Origin of the sequence: Amycolatopsis roodepoortensis (genome assembly GCF_024628825.1) — a bacterium.
Taxonomy (GTDB): domain Bacteria; phylum Actinomycetota; class Actinomycetes; order Mycobacteriales; family Pseudonocardiaceae; genus Amycolatopsis; species Amycolatopsis roodepoortensis.
In genome coordinates this window covers 726,242-743,137 of the sequence record NZ_CP102415.1, presented here as the reverse complement: position 1 = coordinate 743,137, position 16,896 = coordinate 726,242, and the positions used below count along the sequence as shown (strand labels likewise).

Annotated in this window: 17 protein-coding genes; 10 read left to right on the top strand and 7 right to left on the bottom strand. The window is 70.4% G+C overall.

What is annotated here, in order from left to right; all coding sequences use genetic code 11:
• Nucleotides 1–24: 24 nt before the first annotated feature.
• Complete coding sequence (locus tag NQK81_RS03680) at nucleotides 25–435, top strand: nuclear transport factor 2 family protein (RefSeq protein ID WP_257487042.1); 411 nt, start codon at nucleotides 25–27, stop codon at nucleotides 433–435.
• Here NQK81_RS03680 and NQK81_RS03675 read toward each other — a convergent pair.
• The 3 genes from NQK81_RS03675 to NQK81_RS03665 all read right to left on the bottom strand — a co-directional run bounded on the left by NQK81_RS03675 (nucleotide 432) and on the right by NQK81_RS03665 (nucleotide 2,678).
• The gene (locus NQK81_RS03675; protein ID WP_257487041.1) at nucleotides 432–833 is read right to left on the bottom strand and encodes a nuclear transport factor 2 family protein; all 402 of its coding nucleotides are present in this window, start codon (nucleotides 831–833) and stop codon (nucleotides 432–434) included. The two genes, NQK81_RS03680 and NQK81_RS03675, sit on opposite strands and share 4 nt — an antisense overlap.
• A gap of 8 nt (nucleotides 834–841) precedes the next feature.
• Nucleotides 842–2,023, bottom strand: a complete 1,182-nt coding sequence (locus tag NQK81_RS03670; RefSeq protein ID WP_257487040.1) for a Cmx/CmrA family chloramphenicol efflux MFS transporter — start codon at nucleotides 2,021–2,023, stop codon at nucleotides 842–844.
• Between the two features lie 70 nt (nucleotides 2,024–2,093).
• On the bottom strand, nucleotides 2,094–2,678 hold the full coding sequence (locus NQK81_RS03665; protein WP_257487039.1) for a TetR/AcrR family transcriptional regulator: 585 nt from the start codon (nucleotides 2,676–2,678) through the stop codon (nucleotides 2,094–2,096).
• Nucleotides 2,679–2,763: 85 nt separating this feature from the next.
• Here NQK81_RS03665 and NQK81_RS03660 point away from each other — a divergent pair, with 85 nt between their 5' ends.
• On the top strand, nucleotides 2,764–3,810 hold the full coding sequence (locus NQK81_RS03660; RefSeq protein WP_126732027.1) for a ferrochelatase: 1,047 nt from the start codon (nucleotides 2,764–2,766) through the stop codon (nucleotides 3,808–3,810).
• A gap of 288 nt (nucleotides 3,811–4,098) precedes the next feature.
• On the opposite strand, the gene NQK81_RS03655 is transcribed toward NQK81_RS03660, so the two are convergent.
• The gene (locus NQK81_RS03655; protein WP_257487038.1) at nucleotides 4,099–4,671 is read right to left on the bottom strand and encodes a TetR/AcrR family transcriptional regulator; all 573 of its coding nucleotides are present in this window, start codon (nucleotides 4,669–4,671) and stop codon (nucleotides 4,099–4,101) included.
• A gap of 86 nt (nucleotides 4,672–4,757) precedes the next feature.
• Between NQK81_RS03655 and NQK81_RS03650 the strand changes: the two genes are divergently transcribed.
• Together NQK81_RS03650 and NQK81_RS03645 are read left to right on the top strand one after the other, a co-directional pair.
• On the top strand, nucleotides 4,758–5,642 hold the full coding sequence (locus NQK81_RS03650) for an alpha/beta fold hydrolase (protein ID WP_257487037.1): 885 nt from the start codon (nucleotides 4,758–4,760) through the stop codon (nucleotides 5,640–5,642).
• Complete coding sequence (locus NQK81_RS03645; RefSeq protein WP_257487036.1) at nucleotides 5,624–6,259, top strand: VC0807 family protein; 636 nt, start codon at nucleotides 5,624–5,626, stop codon at nucleotides 6,257–6,259. Before NQK81_RS03650 ends, NQK81_RS03645 begins: the two co-directional genes overlap by 19 nt.
• 4 nt (nucleotides 6,260–6,263) lie before the next feature.
• Here NQK81_RS03645 and NQK81_RS03640 read toward each other — a convergent pair whose 3' ends face one another.
• Entirely contained in the window at nucleotides 6,264–7,061 is a 798-nt protein-coding gene (locus NQK81_RS03640) for an Rv1486c family protein (RefSeq protein ID WP_257487035.1), read from the bottom strand.
• A 131-nt stretch (nucleotides 7,062–7,192) separates the two neighbouring features.
• On the opposite strand from NQK81_RS03640, the gene NQK81_RS03635 reads away from it, so the two are divergent.
• The 4 genes from NQK81_RS03635 to mshC all read left to right on the top strand — a co-directional run bounded on the left by NQK81_RS03635 (nucleotide 7,193) and on the right by mshC (nucleotide 12,642).
• On the top strand, nucleotides 7,193–8,590 hold the full coding sequence (locus NQK81_RS03635; RefSeq protein ID WP_257487034.1) for an ATP-binding protein: 1,398 nt from the start codon (nucleotides 7,193–7,195) through the stop codon (nucleotides 8,588–8,590).
• Entirely contained in the window at nucleotides 8,587–10,545 is a 1,959-nt protein-coding gene (locus tag NQK81_RS03630; RefSeq protein ID WP_257487033.1) for a vWA domain-containing protein, read from the top strand. Before NQK81_RS03635 ends, NQK81_RS03630 begins: the two co-directional genes overlap by 4 nt.
• 19 nt (nucleotides 10,546–10,564) lie before the next feature.
• Nucleotides 10,565–11,329: a MerR family transcriptional regulator gene (locus NQK81_RS03625; RefSeq protein WP_257487032.1), complete on the top strand. Its 765-nt coding sequence runs from the start codon at nucleotides 10,565–10,567 to the stop codon at nucleotides 11,327–11,329.
• A 74-nt stretch (nucleotides 11,330–11,403) separates the two neighbouring features.
• Nucleotides 11,404–12,642 (top strand): cysteine--1-D-myo-inosityl 2-amino-2-deoxy-alpha-D-glucopyranoside ligase, encoded by a 1,239-nt coding sequence (gene mshC / locus NQK81_RS03620; protein ID WP_257487031.1) that lies wholly within the window; start codon nucleotides 11,404–11,406, stop codon nucleotides 12,640–12,642.
• 50 nt (nucleotides 12,643–12,692) lie between these two features.
• On the opposite strand, the gene NQK81_RS03615 is transcribed toward mshC, so the two are convergent.
• Nucleotides 12,693–14,300 (bottom strand): ABC-F family ATP-binding cassette domain-containing protein, encoded by a 1,608-nt coding sequence (locus NQK81_RS03615; protein ID WP_257487030.1) that lies wholly within the window; start codon nucleotides 14,298–14,300, stop codon nucleotides 12,693–12,695.
• Between the two features lie 148 nt (nucleotides 14,301–14,448).
• Nucleotides 14,449–14,919 carry a MarR family winged helix-turn-helix transcriptional regulator gene (locus NQK81_RS03610; protein WP_126732018.1) on the bottom strand — a complete coding sequence of 157 codons (471 nt, stop codon included), beginning with the start codon at nucleotides 14,917–14,919 and terminating at the stop codon, nucleotides 14,449–14,451.
• Nucleotides 14,920–15,069: 150 nt separating this feature from the next.
• Here NQK81_RS03610 and NQK81_RS03605 point away from each other — a divergent pair, with 150 nt between their 5' ends.
• Together NQK81_RS03605 and NQK81_RS03600 are read left to right on the top strand one after the other, a co-directional pair.
• On the top strand, nucleotides 15,070–15,648 hold the full coding sequence (locus tag NQK81_RS03605; protein WP_257487029.1) for an ArsR/SmtB family transcription factor: 579 nt from the start codon (nucleotides 15,070–15,072) through the stop codon (nucleotides 15,646–15,648).
• Complete coding sequence (locus NQK81_RS03600) at nucleotides 15,645–16,883, top strand: MFS transporter (RefSeq protein ID WP_257487028.1); 1,239 nt, start codon at nucleotides 15,645–15,647, stop codon at nucleotides 16,881–16,883. Before NQK81_RS03605 ends, NQK81_RS03600 begins: the two co-directional genes overlap by 4 nt.
• The last annotated feature ends 13 nt before the right edge of the window (nucleotides 16,884–16,896 follow it).

Below are 16,896 nucleotides of genomic sequence, written 5' to 3'. Positions count from 1 at the left end.
GGCGGGGTCACTAGGCTTGCGGCCATGTCCGAAAGTCTCACCAGCCACCTCGCCCAGCTGGAACAGCAGCGAGTCGAGGCGCTGCTCACCGTCGACACGGCCGTGTTCGACGCGCTGCACGACCCCGCCTACCAGCTGTGCAACCCGACCGGGACGGTCTGGGACAAGGCCGAGTACCGGCGCCGTCTGACGACCGGCGAACTGGCCTACAGCCGGCTCGAAACGACCTCCGAGATCGATGTCCTGGCGTCCGAGACGCTCGCCGTGCTGCGCTACCGCTGCCTGATCGCCCTAAGCGTCGACGGCACCGACATCCCCGCCCACGAGTGCTGGCACAGCGACACCTACATCCGCGCCGAAGACGGGCAGTGGAGGTGCCGGTACTCGCAGGCCACCGGCATCATGGACCCCGCCATCCCTGCGGCGGCGGGCTAGAGGACGGCGTTCGCGACGTGCCACGAGTCCTCGAGCAGCAGGTACTTGGTGATCAGGCCGTCGTCGTTCACCTCGAACTCGATGGTGAAGGCCGTCTGGATCACCTTGCCGGTGCTGCGGATAGTCGAGCGCAGGCGCCCGATCGCGACCGCGTGCGGCCCGTCGACGAGGACGCGCTCGACGTCGAACCGGTCCTTCACGAGCCCCTTGTCGAGCAGCTCGAAGAACTCGCGGATCTCCGCCCGGTTCCGGCGCGGGCCGATCCACGGGACGAGTTCGGTGGCACCGGGGATGTCCCACGTGACGTTGTCGGCGAACAGTTCCGTGGCGCCGTCAGTGTCTCCTGTGGACATTCGGCGGAAGAACTCGTCGAGGGTGGATCGCGTTCGTTCGGACATGATTCTCCTTACTGGGTAACGGGTTCGCGAAGCAGGCGGATGTCGTCGGTGCGCTGGACACCGGCGGCGAAGGTCAGCGCGACGACGGTGGCGGCGCCGAGCCCGACGCTCACCCACGCGACGCTGGGATAGCCGAGACCGGCGTCGATCGATTCGCCGCCGAGCCACGGGCCGACGGTGTTGCCGACGTTGAACGCGGCGGTCGTGCTCGCGCCGACGAGGGTGGGCGCGTTGCCCGCCACGGCGAAGGCGCGGACGTTCAAGGCGGGATTGACCCCGAATCCGGCGACGCCGAACAGGAACACGGCGAAGATCGCGAGCGGGGTCGCCGGGCCCGAGAGCGCGAGCAGGATCAGGGCGACCAGTGCGACGGCGAGGCCGCCGTAAAGGGTCGCGAAGGGCCTCGCGTCGGCGAGCCTGCCGCCGGCGGTGATGCCGATCAGCGCGCCGAGCCCGAATAGGGACAGAACTCCCGGCACCCAGCTTTCCGGCAGGCCGGCGACCTCGGTCAGCAAGGGCGCGAGGTAGCTGAAGGTCGCGAAGATCATCGCCTGCGCGAGCGCGATCACGCCGAGTGCCAGCCAGAACCGGCCGCCGCGGTAAAGCCGCAGTTCGGTCGCGACGTCGGTCTTGTCCTGGCCGTTCTGTGTCTCCGGGACCAGCGCGAAGACTCCGATCAACGCGAGCACGGTGAGTGCCGTGACCGCCCAGAAGGCCGCCCGCCAGCCCGCGTGCTGGCCGAGGAAGGTCCCGGCGGGAACGCCGGCGATGTTCGCGACGGTGAGGCCGCCGACCAGGATGGCCAGCGCGCGGCCACGGCGCTCGACCGGGACCAGCGCGACGGCGGTGGCCGCCGCGACCGCCCAGAATCCGGCGCAGGCGACCGCGCTGACGACGCGTGTCGCGAAGAGCAGGGCGTACCCCGAGCCCAGCGCGCCGACGACGTGCGAGAGCCCGAAGACGACCAGCAGGGCCATCAGGGTGGCGCGCCTCGGCACCCTCAGGGTCGCGATCGCGAGCAGGGGAGCGCCGACGACCATGCCGATCGCGAAGGCCGAGATGAGCAGCCCGGCCTCCGGGATGCCGACGTTCAGATCGGCCGCCATCCCCGGCAGCAGGCCGGTGATCATGAACTCGGACGTGCCGAGCGCGAACACGCTCAGTCCGAGTACGCAGACTGCCAAAGGCACGGAAGTTCCTCCAGTTTTGTATTGATCAGTCCAAAATGTGGGCGGCGTTGCGCACAGGGGTTGTTTCGGTCTACTTCGCGGCGATCGCGTCCAACGCGATGGCGGCGACGGACTCCATGGCCGCCCGGCCGGCGCCTCGGCGGGACATCAGCCGGAGGCCGGCGACGGTGCTGTGGGCGAACTCGGCGATCGCACCGGGGTCGCGGCCGCCGTCGATCGTCCCGTCGAGCTGCCCTTCCTTGGCGCAGGCCGAAAGCAGGGCGAGGTGCCGCCGGGTGTCGGCGTCGATCCGCGCCTTGATCTCGGCGTCGCGCTCGCCGAATTCGGCCACCGTGTTGACCACGAGGCAGCCTCGTCCGGGATGTTCGGCTTCTTCGTCGATCGTGTACGCGAACAGGGCGCGGAACCGCTCGACGCCGGTCCCGGATTCCTCCAGCAAAGCCGTCCTGGCCACGATCCCGCGATCGGCGTAGTGATCGAGCGCGCGCATGAACAGTTCGTGCTTGCTGGTGAAGGTGTTGTAGATGCTGCTGCGGCCCAAACCGGTGGCTTCGCAGAGGGCCTGTGTCGATGTGCCCTCGTAGCCGCGTGCCCAGAACGCGTCCATGGCGCGCCCGATCGCGGCGCGCTCGTCGAATTCCTTCGGCCTGGCCATGGAAGTGACCGTACCAGGTTTTGGATCGGTCGGTTCAAAATGGGCCGGGTCAGCGTGCGGGGCGCCACAGCGGCAAGATGGCGGGGTGGGTTACGACGCGCTGCTTTGGCTTTCGTTCGGTGGTCCCGAGGGGCCCGACGAGGTGATGCCGTTCCTGGAGAACGTCACGCGGGGCCGTGGGGTCCCCCGGGAACGACTGCTCGAGGTCTCGGAGCACTACCAGCACTTCGGCGGGGTCTCGCCGATCAACCGGCTCAACCGGGACGCGATCTCCGCGGTGGAGAAGCAGCTCGCGGCCGCCGGGATCGAGCTGCCCGTCCACTTCGGCAACCGCAACTGGCGGCCGATGGTCGAGGACACGCTCGCCGAGATCACCGAGGCGGGTGCCCGGCGCGTGCTGGTCTTCCCGACGAGTGCGTACGGCGGCTACTCCGCCTGCCGCCAGTACGACGAGGACATCGAGCGTGCCCGCGCGGCGGTCGGCGACGGCGCGCCGGAACTGGTGAAGCTGCGGCAGTTCTTCGACCACCCGCTGTTCATCGCCGCCTTCGCCGACGCGGTCCGGGCCGCGCACGCGAAGCTGGGCAACAAGCCCGGGACCCGCACGGTGTTCTGCGCCCACTCGGTGCCCGAGTCCGCCGACACCGCGTCCGGTCCGCCGTCGGAAGGCGGACGGCGGTACTCGCGCCAGATCGCCGAGGCCGCGCGCCTCGTCGCCGCCGAAGCGGGGATCGAGACCTACGACGTCGTCTGGCAGTCGCGCTCCGGCCCGCCGCAGGTGCCGTGGCTGGAGCCGGACATCGTCGACCACATCGACGCGCTGCACGCGGAAGGCGTCACCTCGGTGGTCGTCTGCCCGGTGGGTTTCGTGTCCGACCACCTCGAGGTGATCTGGGACCTCGACAACGAGGCCGCCGAGCGGGCCGCGGAGCACGGCATGGGCTTCGCGCGGGCCGCGACGCCGGACACCGACCCGCGTTTCGCCGAACTCGTCGTGGAACTGGTCAGGGAGCACACCGAGGGGCTGCCGCCACGGAAGCTGTCGCCGTTCCCGGCGGCCGGGTGCACGGTCAACGGCGCGCCTTGCGCGATCGGATGCTGCGAGCCCGCGAAGAGGCCCGCTCGCCCTTAAGTGCCCAGTCCTCGTGAGTGGTAAAGACGGTTCTAACCGTCTTTACCACTCACGAGACCGAGTCCCGCCATGCCACCGCTGCCCTTCCTCCGGCATTACGTGAAGGACCCCTTCATTGCGCCGAGCGCAGTGAAGGGGTCCTTCACGTACTTGGTGAGGTGCGAAGGTCGAGTTTCTTCGGCTGAGCCGAGGAGAGGAGGCCTTCACGGACCTTCGACCAAGGCCACGTCCGGTAGATGCCTCAGACCCCTTGGTCGTAACCGGCCTCACCACTCACGAGGCCGATCGTCATCGGGCCGCGATCCGAGACAGGTGCAGGTCGATGAGGGCGATGGCCTCGTCGCCGGACTGGTAGCCGAGCAGCACCGCGTCGCCGAGGCCGGACACCAGCGCGAGCAGGAGGTCGGCCTCCCTGACCGGGTCGATGGCGGGCAGGAGGTCGCCCGCCTCCCGTGCGACGGAAAGCAGGGCCGCCACCGCGTCGCGGAGCTGGCCGTGCCCGGTCCGGAAGTGGCCGGCGATCTCCGGATCCTTGAGCGCGCGCACCACGAAGGCGTTGGCGACGAGCGCGTGGTCCCGGCCCGCCTCGTCCAAGGGCAGTAGGGCGACGAGCAGGTCCCGGACGCTCGGTTCGGACGGTGTGGCGATGCGCTTCTCGACGCCACCCCGCAGGGTGGTCGTCGCGTACCGCAGCATCTCGTCCCGCGACGAGAAGTAGTGCTGGACGGACCCCTTCGAGATACCGGCTTCGGCCGCGACCTCATTCAGGCTCACCCCTTCGAGTCCCCGGTCGGCCGCGATGCGGCGAACGGCCGCGGCGATCTGCCGCCGCCGGTCCTCGTGATCGACTCGTTTGGGCACCCGTACTCCTTTTCGCAGTCCGATCGGATTGCCAACTTCTCACCAACTGTTTACAATCCGATCGTACCGTAAAAGGAGGGGTGAGAATGAAGGTGGGCGGATTCGCCTCGCCGGAGGCGCGCGCCGAGTACGAGGCCGTCTACGAACGGGGTATGGCGGCTTTGCCCGCGCCGGCCGGGATCCACGACGTCCGGACGGCGTTCGGGGTGGCGCGCGTGTACCGGTTCGGGCAGCCGGGTGCGACGCCGATCGTGCTGCTGCCCGGCCGCGCGGGGACCGCGGTGATGTGGGAACCCAACCTCGCCGCGCTGCTCGCGCACGGCGAAGTGTTCGCGGTGGACCTCATCGGCGAAGCGGGCCGCAGTGAACAGACCGCCCCGATCCGTGACGGCGCGGACCAGGCCGCGTGGCTGAGCACGGTGCTCGCCGAACTCGCCCTGCCGTCCGCGCACCTGATCGGGTACTCGTTCGGTGGCTGGCTCGCGACCAACCTCGCGGTGCGGGCACCGGAACGGCTGAAATCGCTCACCGTGATCGACCCTGTGCTGACGTTCGGCGGGCTGACCGCGGGACTGGTCGTCCGCGCGACGCTCGCCGCGATCCCCTGGATCGGCCGATGGGCGCGCCCGTCGTTCCTCGACTGGATCTCCGGCGGCGCGGAGGTCGACGCCACGGATCCGGTCGCGCGGGTGATCGACGAGGGAATGCGGACCTACCGCATCGCCCTGCCGTCCCCAAGGTTGTTCACCGACGAGCAACTGCGCTCCCTGCGGCTGCCTGTGCTGGCCCTCATCGCCGGGCGCAGCGTCATCCACAACCCGGAACGCGCGGCGGCCCGCGCCCGTGAGTTCCTGTCGCGAGGTCAGGTCGAGCTGTGGCCGTCGGCGACCCACGCCATTGCCGGCGAATCCGCTGCCGAGGTCAACGCGCGCGTCCTGAAGTTCCTGGCCGAATGCGAGACGGACTCGTGAGCGCGCGCGGCAAGAACCCCACGCTGTCCTTGCTGCTCTGGGACGTCGCGCTCCCGCTGGCCGCCTACTACGGGCTGCGGCTCGCCGGGCAGACCGAGCAGGTCTCGCTGCTGGCCGGGGCGGGGGTGGCGGCGGCCCGGATCGCGTGGGTCGCGGTCCGGGACCGGGCCTTCGACGGTTTCGCCGCGTTGCTGGCCGGTGTGCTCGGCGTCGGGCTGGTCCTTTCGCTGGTCACCGGGGACGCGAAGTTCCTGTTGCTGAAGGAATCCTTCGCCACCGCGACCGCCGCGATCGTCCTGCTGCTCAGCTGCTTCAGCCGCACCCCGATGGTGCTCGTGGCCGTGCGGGCCGGTTCCAGCGCGGCGAAACGCACGGAGATCGACCGGCTGAGCGACGGGGTCCCCGGTTTCAGGCGGGCGTTCACCCGGATGTCGGCGGTCTGGGGCGTGGCGCTGCTGCTGGAGGCCGCGATCCGGGTGCCGCTGGTCTACACCCTGTCGGCCGACGTGATGAACGCGCTCAGCGTGGTCCTGCTGCTCGCGGTCATCGGCGGGCTTTCCCTGTGGTCCGTCCGCTATGCCGAGAAAGTCCTGAAAAGGCACACCGTGGCCACGTGAAGACCTATGGGTGCCTGTCCGCTTGTTCGGCGAACACTCGCACCGCTTCGTTGATCGCCGCGTACCGGGCGTTGCGGACCGCTTCGGTCAGCGGCCGCAGCGCCTCCGCCCGCCGGAGCGCCGCCGACGAAGAGAGCGCGCCGCCCGGGTCGTCGGCTTCGGCGATGGCGAGGATCGCCGCGATCTCCTGGGAACGCTGGAGCACCCGAAGCGCCCTGCTGGGCATCCCGGCAGGCCAGGGCGCGTCGGTGGCGGCCCGGAGCCGCGCCGAAAGTTCCGCCCGCACCCCTGGCCGCTCGCTGGCGACGTCCAGTGACTGAAGGGCACCCGCGCTCGCGCGGATCGCGTCGGTCAGGCCGTGTTCGGCCTCGCCCAGCGGGCGGTATTCGAGGATGCCCGGCATCGGTACCGAGTACACCGTCCACCGCATGAGCCCTTCGGCGATCGCCTCGGGGACCACTCCGTAACCGAGGTCCGGCAGCAGGACGGCCTCTCCGATCCGCAACGCGGCCTCGGTGAACGGTCCGCCGCCACCCAGGCCACGCACGTCGCCGGGGACCGGAAGCAGGAGCTGCATGCTCTTGGCGCCCTGCGCGCGCAGGGCGAGCAGCAGCTGGACCGGGGTCGCCGCCCGGTTGAACGCGAGCGGCAGGTCGAACGCCTCGGCGGCCGCCGCGTCCGCGGCGACGAAGTCGTGGGCGTCGCCCCAGACCTGCAGGGCGTCAAGGACGTCGTCGGAGGCGGCGGCTCCGTTCAGCCACGCCGAAGACCAGACCGCGAGGGTCGCACTAGGACGGCACACCGGACTGATTTTAGTCGTGCTTCGGCGAAACCCGGCTATGGGAGGGTTAACCCCGGCTTGCCGTTCGCGATCACCGGAGCTGGAGTTGCTTCACGTCGACAGGGCCAGACTCGCGACGTAGCGTCGAACGGGTGAACGATGTTCCCGCAAACCTGCCCCGGACCGCCGGGGACCTTCGCGCGGCGGGTCACCTGCCGCGGTCGATCAGCCGAGAACTGCACGACAACCTGCTCGCCAAGCTCCGTGCCGGGGAAGACGCCTGGCCGGGGATCGTCGGGTTCTCGCGCACCGTGCTGCCGCAACTCGAACGCGCGCTGCTGGCCGGGCACGACGTCGTCCTCCTCGGTGAACGGGGCCAGGGCAAGACCCGCCTGCTGCGCACCCTCGCGGGGCTTCTCGACGAATGGACGCCCGTCATCGAGGGTGCCGAGCTTGCCGAGCATCCGCTCGAGCCGATCACCCCGGAATCGCGCCGCCGTGCCGCCGAACTCGGCGACGCGCTGCCGGTGACCTGGCGCCATCGCGACGAGCGGTACACGGAAAAACTGGCCACACCGGACACTTCGGTCGGCGACCTGATCGGTGACGTCGACCCGGTGAAGGTCGCGGAAGGCCGCAGCCTCGGCGATCCCGAGACCATCCACTTCGGACTCGTCCCGCGCGCCCACCGCGGCATCGTGGCGATCAACGAGCTGCCGGACCTCGCCGAGCGCATCCAGGTCGCGCTGCTCAACGTGATGGAGGAACGCGACATCCAGGTGCGCGGCTACACGCTGCGCCTGCCGCTGGACGTACTGCTGGTGGCGACGGCCAACCCGGAGGACTACACCAACCGCGGCCGCATCATCACCCCGCTCAAGGACCGGTTCGGCGCCGAGATCCGCACGCACTACCCGCTCGACGTCGAGGCGGAGATCGCGGTCGTCCGGCAGGAGGCCCACCTGGTCGCCGAAGTCGGTGAGCCGCTGCTGGAGGTGCTGGCCCGGTTCGTGCGGAACCTGCGCGAGTCGCCGGTGATCGACCAACGGTCGGGTGTCTCCGCCCGGTTCGCCGTCGCGGCAGCGGAAACGGTCGGCGCGGCGGCACTGCGCCGGTCCGCGCTGACCGGTGAGGAACCCGCCGTGGCCCGCCCGGTCGACCTCGACGCGGTCCCCGGCGTCCTGCGCGGCAAGCTCGAATTCGAGCCGGGGGAGGAGGGACGCGAGACCGAGCACCTCGTGCACCTGCTGCGCCGGGCGGTCGCGGAGACGGCCCGCTCGCGGTTCGCCGGGCTGGATCTGCTGCCGCTGGCCGACGCCGTCGAGTCCGGGCATCTGGTCGCCACCGGGGAACGCGTTCCCGGCAAGGACGTCCTCGCCGCATTGCCCGAATTGCCCGTCCTCCACGACGTCGCCGCGCGTGCCGGCGTCGGACCGGACGAGCCGGCCGGGCGGATCGCCGCCGCGGTGGAACTGGCACTGGAATCGCTGTTCCTGTCGAGGAAACTCGCCAAGGACTCCGACGACTCGACGACCGTCTACGGCCGATGAGCCTCCTCCCGGAAGGCTATTCGTACGGGCCGTGGGACAACGGCCCGGATCCGCTGGCGCCGCCGGCCGACCTGCGGGACGCGCTCGACGAGATCGGCCGCGACGTCATGGCCGGCGCTTCGCCCCGGTCCGCACTGGAAGAACTACTGCGCCGCGGCACCCCGCGCACCGCCGGGCTCGACGAACTGACCAGGCGACTCTGGCAGCGCCGGTCGGAGATCCAGCGCCGGCACCGGCTCGACGGCACGCTCCAGGAGGTCCAGCGGCTGCTCGACCAGGCACTGGAGGCCGAGCGGCGCGAGCTGTTCCCCGATCCGGACGACGACGCCCGTTTCCGCGAGGCACAGCTGGACGCTCTGCCGCCGGGGACGGCCGCGGCGGTGCGCGAACTCGCCGAGTACGACTGGCGCTCGCGGGAGGGCAGGGAGAACTACGAGAAGATCCGCGACCTGCTCGGCCGTGAGCTGCTGGATTCCCGCTTCGAGGGGATGAAGGAGGCGCTGCGGAACGCCGGGCCGGAACAGGCCGAGCAGGTCAACCGGATGCTCGCCGACCTCAACGCGCTCCTGGCCGCGCACGCACAGGGCAGGGAGGATGTCCCGGAGCGGTTCGCGGAGTTCATGCGCGAGCACGGCGAGTTCTTCCCGGAGAACCCGAAGAACGTCGAAGAGCTGATCGACGTCCTCGCCGCCCGCGCCGCGGCCGCGCAACGGATGCTGAACTCCCTGACACCGGAGCAGCGGGCCGAACTGGCGGAACTGTCTCAGCAGGCGTTCGGCGACCCGAGGCTCGCGCAGCAGCTGTCCACTTTGGACGCCCAGTTGCGGGCGCTGCGGCCGGGCGAGGACTGGACGTCGTCGGAACGCTTCCGGGGCAACGACCCACTGGGCCTCGGCGACGGCGCCCGGGCGATGTCCGATCTCGCCGAATTGGACGCGCTGGCCGAACAGCTCGGCCAGTCCTACCCCGGCGCGAGGCTGGAGGACATCGACGTCGAGGCGCTCGAAAGGCAGCTGGGCCCGGACGCGGGCGTCGACGCGCGACGGCTGGCCGAACTGGAACGCGAGCTCCGGCGCCAGGGCATCTTCGAACGTGCGCCCGACGGCACACTCCGGTTGTCGCCCAAGGCTTTGCGGCGACTGGGGGAGACGGCGCTCGCCGACGTCGTGAACGCGTTGCGCGGCAAGACCGGCCAGCGGGAGACGGAGTCCGCCGGAGCCGCGGGCGAGCCGACCGGCGCCACCAGGCCGTGGAGGTTCGGGGACATGCAGCCGTGGGACGTCTCCAGGACGGTCCGCAACGCGGTGCTGCGCTCGGTTTCGGTGGGCGAGCGGCGGGTCCGGATGGACGTCTCCGACGTCGAGGTGGTCGAGACCGAACATCGGTCGCGCGCGGCGGTGGCGTTGCTCGTGGACACGTCGTGGTCGATGGTGCAGGAGGGGCGCTGGCTGCCGATGAAGCGGACGGCGCTCGCGTTGCACCAGCTGATCAGCACCCGGTTCCGCAACGACGCGCTCCAGCTGATCACCTTCGGCCGCTACGCGACGTCGGTCGAACTGGCCGAGCTGGTGGGCATGGAGGGAACCTGGGAACAGGGCACCAACGCCCACCACGCGCTGCTCCTGGCCGGACGCCATCTGCGGCGGCACCCCGACGCGCAGCCGGTGGTCCTGATGGTCACCGACGGCGAACCGACGGCGCATCTGGAACCCGACGGCACGGCCGAGTTCGACTATCCGCCGCAGCCGAGGACCCTGCTCAAGACCCTGTCCGAAGTGGACAGGATGGCGAAGCTGGGCGCGTCGGTGACGGTGTTCCGGCTCGGGGACGATCCGCGCCTGACGGAGTTCGTCGACGTCATCGCGCGCCGCTCGGGCGGGCGGGTCGTCGCTCCGGACCTCGACGGACTCGGCGCCGCCGTGGTCGGCGACTACCTGCGGACCAGGAAGCGCTGAACTCCCTTACGCTGGCCCGATGGGGTACTCGGTCGGAAAGGTCGCGGCGTTGTCGGGGGTCACCGTGCGCACGCTGCATCACTACGACGAGATCGGCCTGCTGAGCCCGAGCGGGCGGACGGCGGCGGGGTACCGGAGCTACAGCGACGACGACCTCGACCGCCTGCAGCGCGTCCTGTTCTACCGCGAACTCGGGTTCGGCCTCGACACGATCGCGGAGATGACCGGAGACCCGGCGGTGGACGCGCTTGAGCACCTGCGGCGCCAGCGGTCGCTGCTCGCCGACCGGATCGGCGAGCTGACGCGCATGGCCGAAACCGTCGAACGGGTGATCGCGGCCAAGGAGGCCGGTGCCGCGCTGACCCCGGAGGAGCGCTTCGAGGTCTTCGGCGAGTTCCGTGAGCCGGAGGGTTACGCGGAGGAGGCCGTCCGCCGGTGGGGTGACACCCCGCATTGGCGGGCGGCGGCCGTGCCGCGCACCAAACAGGAATGGATCGAGGCGGAGAAGGTCCGGGAGGAATGGGTCCGGCGGCTGCTCTCCGTCTTCGACTCCGGCGCGCCCGCGGGCAGCCCTGAGGCGATGGACCTCGCCGAGGAGCACCGCCGGATGCTCTCGGCGTTCATGGGGGACTGCGACCTCACGACGCACCGGGAGCTCGCCACGCTGTACGCGACCGAACCGGTCCAGCTCGGCTTCCTGGTGCGTGAGCCCGACCAGCGTCCGGGTCTCGGCGAGTACATCCGCGACGCGATCCACGCCAACGCCGAACGGGTCACGGGATAGCGAATCGATTACTCCGGCCGTGTTGCTCTCCCACCGGACGGGAACGGCGTGGCGGCTCCGCTTACAGTCGGGGTATGCAGACTTGGTCATCGGTCGACGTGCCCCGTATCCCCGGCACCCCCCGTCCGCTGCGGCTCCACGACACGGCGACGGGGCAGATCCGCCCCACGGCGCCCGGGTCGACCGCCCGGATGTACGTCTGCGGCATCACGCCGTACGACGCCACCCATCTGGGGCACGCCGCCACGTACCTGACATTCGACCTGGTGAACCGCCTGTGGCGGGACGCCGGGCACGACGTCCACTACGTGCAGAACGTGACGGACATCGACGAGCCCCTGCTGGAGCGCGCCGAGCGGGACAAGGACGACTGGGTCGTCCTCGGCATGCGCGAGACCGCGCTGTTCCGCGAGGACATGACCGCGCTGCGGGTGCTGCCACCGCGGCAGTTCGTCGGGGCGGTCGAGAGCATCCCGGAGATCGTCGAGGTCATCGCCAAACTGGTGGCGAACGGAAGCGCCTACCGCGCGGACGACGCGGAGTACCCGGACATCTACTTCGAGCACAACGCGACCGGGCACTTCGGCTCGGAGTCGAACTACGACGCCGAGACCATGGCGAAGTTCTTCGCCGAACGCGGCGGCGACCCGGACCGTCCCGGGAAGCGGCACCCCCTCGACGCCTTGCTGTGGCGCATGGCGCGGCCGGGTGAGCCGTCGTGGGAGTCCGAACTGGGCGCGGGACGGCCGGGCTGGCACATCGAGTGCAGCGCGATCGCGGTCAACCGGCTCGGCCTCGGCTTCGACGTCCAGGGCGGTGGTTCGGACCTGATCTTCCCGCACCACGAGTACAGCGCCGCGCACGCGGAGGCCGTCGCGGGGGACAGGCCGTTCGCGCGGCACTACGTGCACGCCGGGATGATCGGCCTCGACGGCGAGAAGATGTCGAAGTCGCGCGGTAACCTCGTGTTCGTCTCGCGGCTGCGGGCCGACAAGGTCGACCCCGGCGTGATCCGGCTCGCGCTGTTCGCCGGCCACTATCGCGAAGACCGGCCGTGGACCGCGCAGCTGCGGACGGACGCCGAAGCACGCCTCGCGCGCTGGCGCGAAGCCGTGTCCCTCGGCACCGGCCCGGCGGCGGAGGACACGGTCGCACGCTTGCGTGACCACCTCACCGACGACCTCGACACGCCCAAGGCGCTCGCGGCCGTCGACGCCTGGGCGGAGCAGGCGCTGAACCGTTCCGGCACCGACCCGGCCGCGCCCGGGCTGATCCGGAACGCGGTCGACGCGCTGCTCGGCATCGAGCTCTGACGAACACTGATGGGGTGGGGACTTCCCGCCCCATCAGTGTGTATAACGCCCTACACGGCGACGCGTCCGGCCTCCAGCCGGAGGTGATCACCCGCCCAATCGCGCCGCAGCCACCGATCATGCGACGCGATGACGACGGCACCTGGCGCGGAATCGAGCGCGGTGAACAACTCCTCGGCCAACGTGAGCGAGATGTGGTTCGTCGGCTCGTCCAGCAGGAGCACCTCCGGCGGGTCGGCGATCAGCAACGCCAGCGCGAGCCGCCGCCGCTGCCCGACCGACAACGCGCCCACACGGGTCCCGAGATCGCGCGGAGCCAGCAAACCCAGGCCTCGCAACGGGGGAGCGTCCTCGCCGAGGGCTTCGGCATAGGTCCGCTGCGCCGTCTTCTCCGGCTCGGCGAACGCGACGTCCTGAGCCAGCATGCCGATCCGCACGCCGCGTCCGGAAAGGACGGTGCCGGAGTCGGGCGTCAGGGAGCCGGCGAGGACGGACAGCAGCGTCGACTTCCCGGCGCCGTTCCCGCCGGTGATCAGAAGCCTCGATGTCGTGGTGACGTCCAAGGTCGCCAGCCGCAACCGCCCGGCGATCTCGATGTCCCGCACGGAGATCGCCGTCTTGCCCTCTACTGGCTCGCCGGTCAGCTCGCCCTGGAACCGCAGCGGCGCGGGTGGTTTCCGCACCTGGTCGCGTTCCAGTTCGGCCAGCCGCAGCTGGGCGTTGCGGACCCGGCGCGAGATCTGTTTCTGCACCCTCCCGGTCTTGAAGTCGTAGAGCATCTTGGCGTTGTCGCGCTGCGGCCGGTTATGCGCGACGTTGCGCGCGGTGACGGCCACCGATTCGCGCAGTTCCTTGAGCTCGTCCTGTTCCTCGGCGTAGCGCTGTTCCCAGCGCGCCCGTTCGGCCCGTTTCTGGTCCAGGTAGTCGGAATACGTGCCGCCGTACCGGGTCGGGCCGCCCAGCGCCGGGTCGAGGTCGACGATGTCGGTGCACACCGCGTCGAGGAACACGCGGTCGTGTGACGACAGCACGAGAACCCCGGTCAGCGACGCGAGATGCTGCTCCAGGAACTCCATCGCGGCGTCGTCGAGATGGTTCGTCGGCTCATCCAGGATGAGCGTGCCCGGCCGCCGGATCAGCAGGGCCGCGAGGCCGAGCCTCGACCGTTGCCCGCCGGACAGCGTGCCCAGTTCGCGCGCCGGGTCGATCCCGGCGAGCCCGAGGCCCGCGCACACGACCTCGGCCCGCCGGTCGGCGTCCCACAGGTCGTGCGCCTGGGCCCATTCCAGGACGGTGCCGTACTCGTCGAGCACGGCTTCGTCGTCGGGGCGATCCGTGAGCGCCGCGGTCAGTTCGTCGAGCCTCGCCGCCGCCTGCCGGATCTCGGCGAGCGCGTCGTCGATGACATCGGAGAACCGCGCGGTGAGCGCGAAAGGCAGCTCCTGTAAGAGGAACCCGACGTCGTCGCCACGCAGCACCTCGCCGCCGTGCGGCTCTTCCACACCGGCCAGCAGGCGCAGGAGCGTGGACTTGCCGACGCCGTTCTCGCCGACCAGGCCGAGCCGCTGTCCGGCCGAAGCGGTCAGGTCGACGCCGTCGAGGACGACGCGGGCACCGTAGGAGTGGACGAGGTCCTTGGCGATCAGGGAAAGAGACATGCGACATCACCGTGCTTCTCGGACATGGGGGAACCCCGCCGGGCCTCATGGCTTACGGGAGCGGTGCTCGACCGAAGCCGCCTCGGAGCGGGGAAGGCGTGATGTCAGTTGTCCATGATGGGAGCAGTCTAACGCAACCTATGTAGCGTTAGTCAACCCTCTTTTCGGATCGCAGCCGAGCGGCCTCCTGTTCGGCGAACGCGCGCCCGTCGGTCATGACGCCGAGCAGCGCGGCCAGCTGACGGCGGTCGAGCCTGCCGAGGCGGTCGCCGAAGAAGCGGGCCATGGGGGAGTAGAGGTCGGCGACCTCCGCCAGCCGGTCGGGGAGCGGGCGGATCGCGAGACGCCGCCGGTCGGCGGGATCGGGGACGCGCTCGACCAGACGCTGTTCCTCCATGCGGTCGAGCATCCGGGTCACCGCGCCGGTCGTCATGCCGAGCGCTCGCGCCAGCCCGGTCGGCGAGGTCGCGGCGCCGCTGATGACCAGCTGGAGCCCGTGTAGTTCGGTGGCGCTGATTCCGAGCCGCTCCGCCATGGCCGTCTGGAACAGGACGGTCGCACTGACGAACCGGGGAATCTCCAGGGCGGCCGCGGTGGCGAGTTCTCGCTGGTCGGGCATGTACTTCCTTGGTCAGTGATTGAATTATGCAGTTACTGCACTATGCAGTAGCCGCATCGGCAAGGATATCGGGCTTACTTGACAACCCGTCGGCCACCTGTGAATCTGAAAGAGAACTTTCGAAAGCTTCCTTTCAGATTGGATCGGGCGATGACCGGGTTGCCGCCGCGCAAGCGGATCGAAGACGTCGAGCTGATGCGGGCGCTGGCGCATCCGCTGCGTTCGGCGCTGGTGGATCACCTCATGGCGGTCGGTCCGCGGACCGCGAGCGAGTGCGCGGCGGCCGTCGGCTCGACGGCGTCGAACTGCAGCTGGCATCTCCGTCAGCTGGCGCAGCACGGTCTCGTGGAGCGGGTCGAAGGGGAGGACGGGCGGGAGCGCCCGTGGCGGGCGTGCCAGGTCGGCATCGAGTTCGGCGACGACCCGGCGCTGCACGGAGCGCAGCTGGCGGTCGTCGGCACCACCCTCGCGCGGGAAAAGGAGCTGACCGAGCGCTATCTCGACGCCGCCGACCGGCTCGACAAGGAGTGGCGGGACGCGTCGGGGATCAACAACTACTCGTTGCGAGTCACCGCCGGCGAGCTGGAGGAACTTGTCCGGGGGATCGACGCGCTCGTGCGGCCCTACGTCGGCGCGATCCGTGACGACGCTCCCGCGGAGGCCCTTCCGGTCCACTTGGGACTGCGGGCGTTCCTCCGCATCGACGCCGAGGGGAAGCCGAGTAGATGAAACCGTTGAGGGAACCCGCCTTCGCGCGGTTGTGGATCGCCGCCTTCTTCTCCGAGACCGCCGAGTGGATGCTGCAGATCGCGCTGCCGGTGTTCGTCTTCCAGGCGACCGGTTCGGCGGCCACCACGGCGTTGAGCATCGTCCTCGGCCTGGTGCCCGCGGTGCTGCTGAGCCCGGTCGCCGGCGTGGTCGCGGACCGCTGGAACCGGCGGCTGGTGCTGTGCGTGGTGTGCGCGGGGCAGGCGTTCGTGGCGCTGCCACTGCTGTTCGTCGCGTCCGGCGGCCCGGTCTTCGTGATCTACGGGGTGATGGCCGCGCAGGCGGGCCTGGCCTCGTTGTTCGAACCCGCGCGCAACGCGCTCGTGCCGGAGCTGGTCGCTCCCGGCGACCTGATCGGCGCCAACGGCCTCATGAGCATCAACGGCAGCGTCGCCCGCCTCGCCGGCGGCTGGGCGGGTGGCCTCCTGCTCGGTTTCGGCGGTCTGAGCTGGGTCGTCGTGGCGTATCTCGGCGTGCTGGTGATCGGCTCGGCTCTGCTGGCGCGCCCGTTTCGCCGTGTCGCCGCGCCGAAAGCGGCCGGACCGCACGAACCGGTGGTGCGAGCCTGGATCGACGGGCTTCGCGAGATCGGCCGCGAAGGGCGTCTTCGCCTCGCCGGTGTCGTCGTGGTGCTGACGTCCCTGGCACAGGGGATGTTCCTGGTCCTGTTCGTGGTGTTCGTGCTCGACATCCTCGACGGCACCGAAGGCGACGTCGGCCTGCTGCGCGGTGTGCAGGCCCTCGGCGGACTGGCCGCGGGATTCGCCGTCGCCACCGTCGCCCGCAAGGTCGCGCCCGTGGCCCTGCTCGGCTGGGGCGGCCTGGCGCTCGGCCTGCTGTCGGCCGTGATCTGGAACCTGCCCGCGCTCACCGTGTCGCTGGGTGTCTTCATCGGGCTCTTCGGCCTGGTCGGTGCGCCCGGCGTACTCGCAGGCTCCGGTCTGCTCTCGCTGGTCCAGACCGCCGCGTCCCCTGAGCGCTCCGGCCGCGTCCTGAGCACCGTCTTCGCCGGGACGGCGGGGTTCACGGCGCTGGGCGCGTTGCTCACGGGCGTTCTGCTCGACGTGCTGGGCACCGGCGTCCTGCTGAATGTTCAGGCGGGCCTGCACACCGTCTCGGCGTTGGTCGTGCTGGGGGTGTCGCTGTCAGGCAGGCGGCGCCGTGACGCGATTCCGGCGGTTCCCCGGTCCGGGTGAAGCTACGGTGGTG

Excerpts from the sequence above, each read along its gene's own strand:
- NQK81_RS03680 (WP_257487042.1), top strand. The coding sequence starts at position 25 with ATGTCCGAAAGTCTCACCAGCCACCTCGCCCAGCTGGAACAGCAGCGA.
- NQK81_RS03675 (WP_257487041.1), bottom strand. The coding sequence starts at position 833 with ATGTCCGAACGAACGCGATCCACCCTCGACGAGTTCTTCCGCCGAATG.
- NQK81_RS03665 (WP_257487039.1), bottom strand. The coding sequence starts at position 2,678 with ATGGCCAGGCCGAAGGAATTCGACGAGCGCGCCGCGATCGGGCGCGCC.
- NQK81_RS03650 (WP_257487037.1), top strand. The coding sequence starts at position 4,758 with ATGAAGGTGGGCGGATTCGCCTCGCCGGAGGCGCGCGCCGAGTACGAG.
- NQK81_RS03645 (WP_257487036.1), top strand. The coding sequence starts at position 5,624 with ATGCGAGACGGACTCGTGAGCGCGCGCGGCAAGAACCCCACGCTGTCC.
- NQK81_RS03630 (WP_257487033.1), top strand. The coding sequence starts at position 8,587 with ATGAGCCTCCTCCCGGAAGGCTATTCGTACGGGCCGTGGGACAACGGC.
- NQK81_RS03625 (WP_257487032.1), top strand. The coding sequence starts at position 10,565 with ATGGGGTACTCGGTCGGAAAGGTCGCGGCGTTGTCGGGGGTCACCGTG.
- mshC (WP_257487031.1), top strand. The coding sequence starts at position 11,404 with ATGCAGACTTGGTCATCGGTCGACGTGCCCCGTATCCCCGGCACCCCC.
- NQK81_RS03615 (WP_257487030.1), bottom strand. The coding sequence starts at position 14,300 with ATGTCTCTTTCCCTGATCGCCAAGGACCTCGTCCACTCCTACGGTGCC.
- NQK81_RS03610 (WP_126732018.1), bottom strand. The coding sequence starts at position 14,919 with ATGCCCGACCAGCGAGAACTCGCCACCGCGGCCGCCCTGGAGATTCCC.
- NQK81_RS03605 (WP_257487029.1), top strand. The coding sequence starts at position 15,070 with ATGACCGGGTTGCCGCCGCGCAAGCGGATCGAAGACGTCGAGCTGATG.
- NQK81_RS03600 (WP_257487028.1), top strand. The coding sequence starts at position 15,645 with ATGAAACCGTTGAGGGAACCCGCCTTCGCGCGGTTGTGGATCGCCGCC.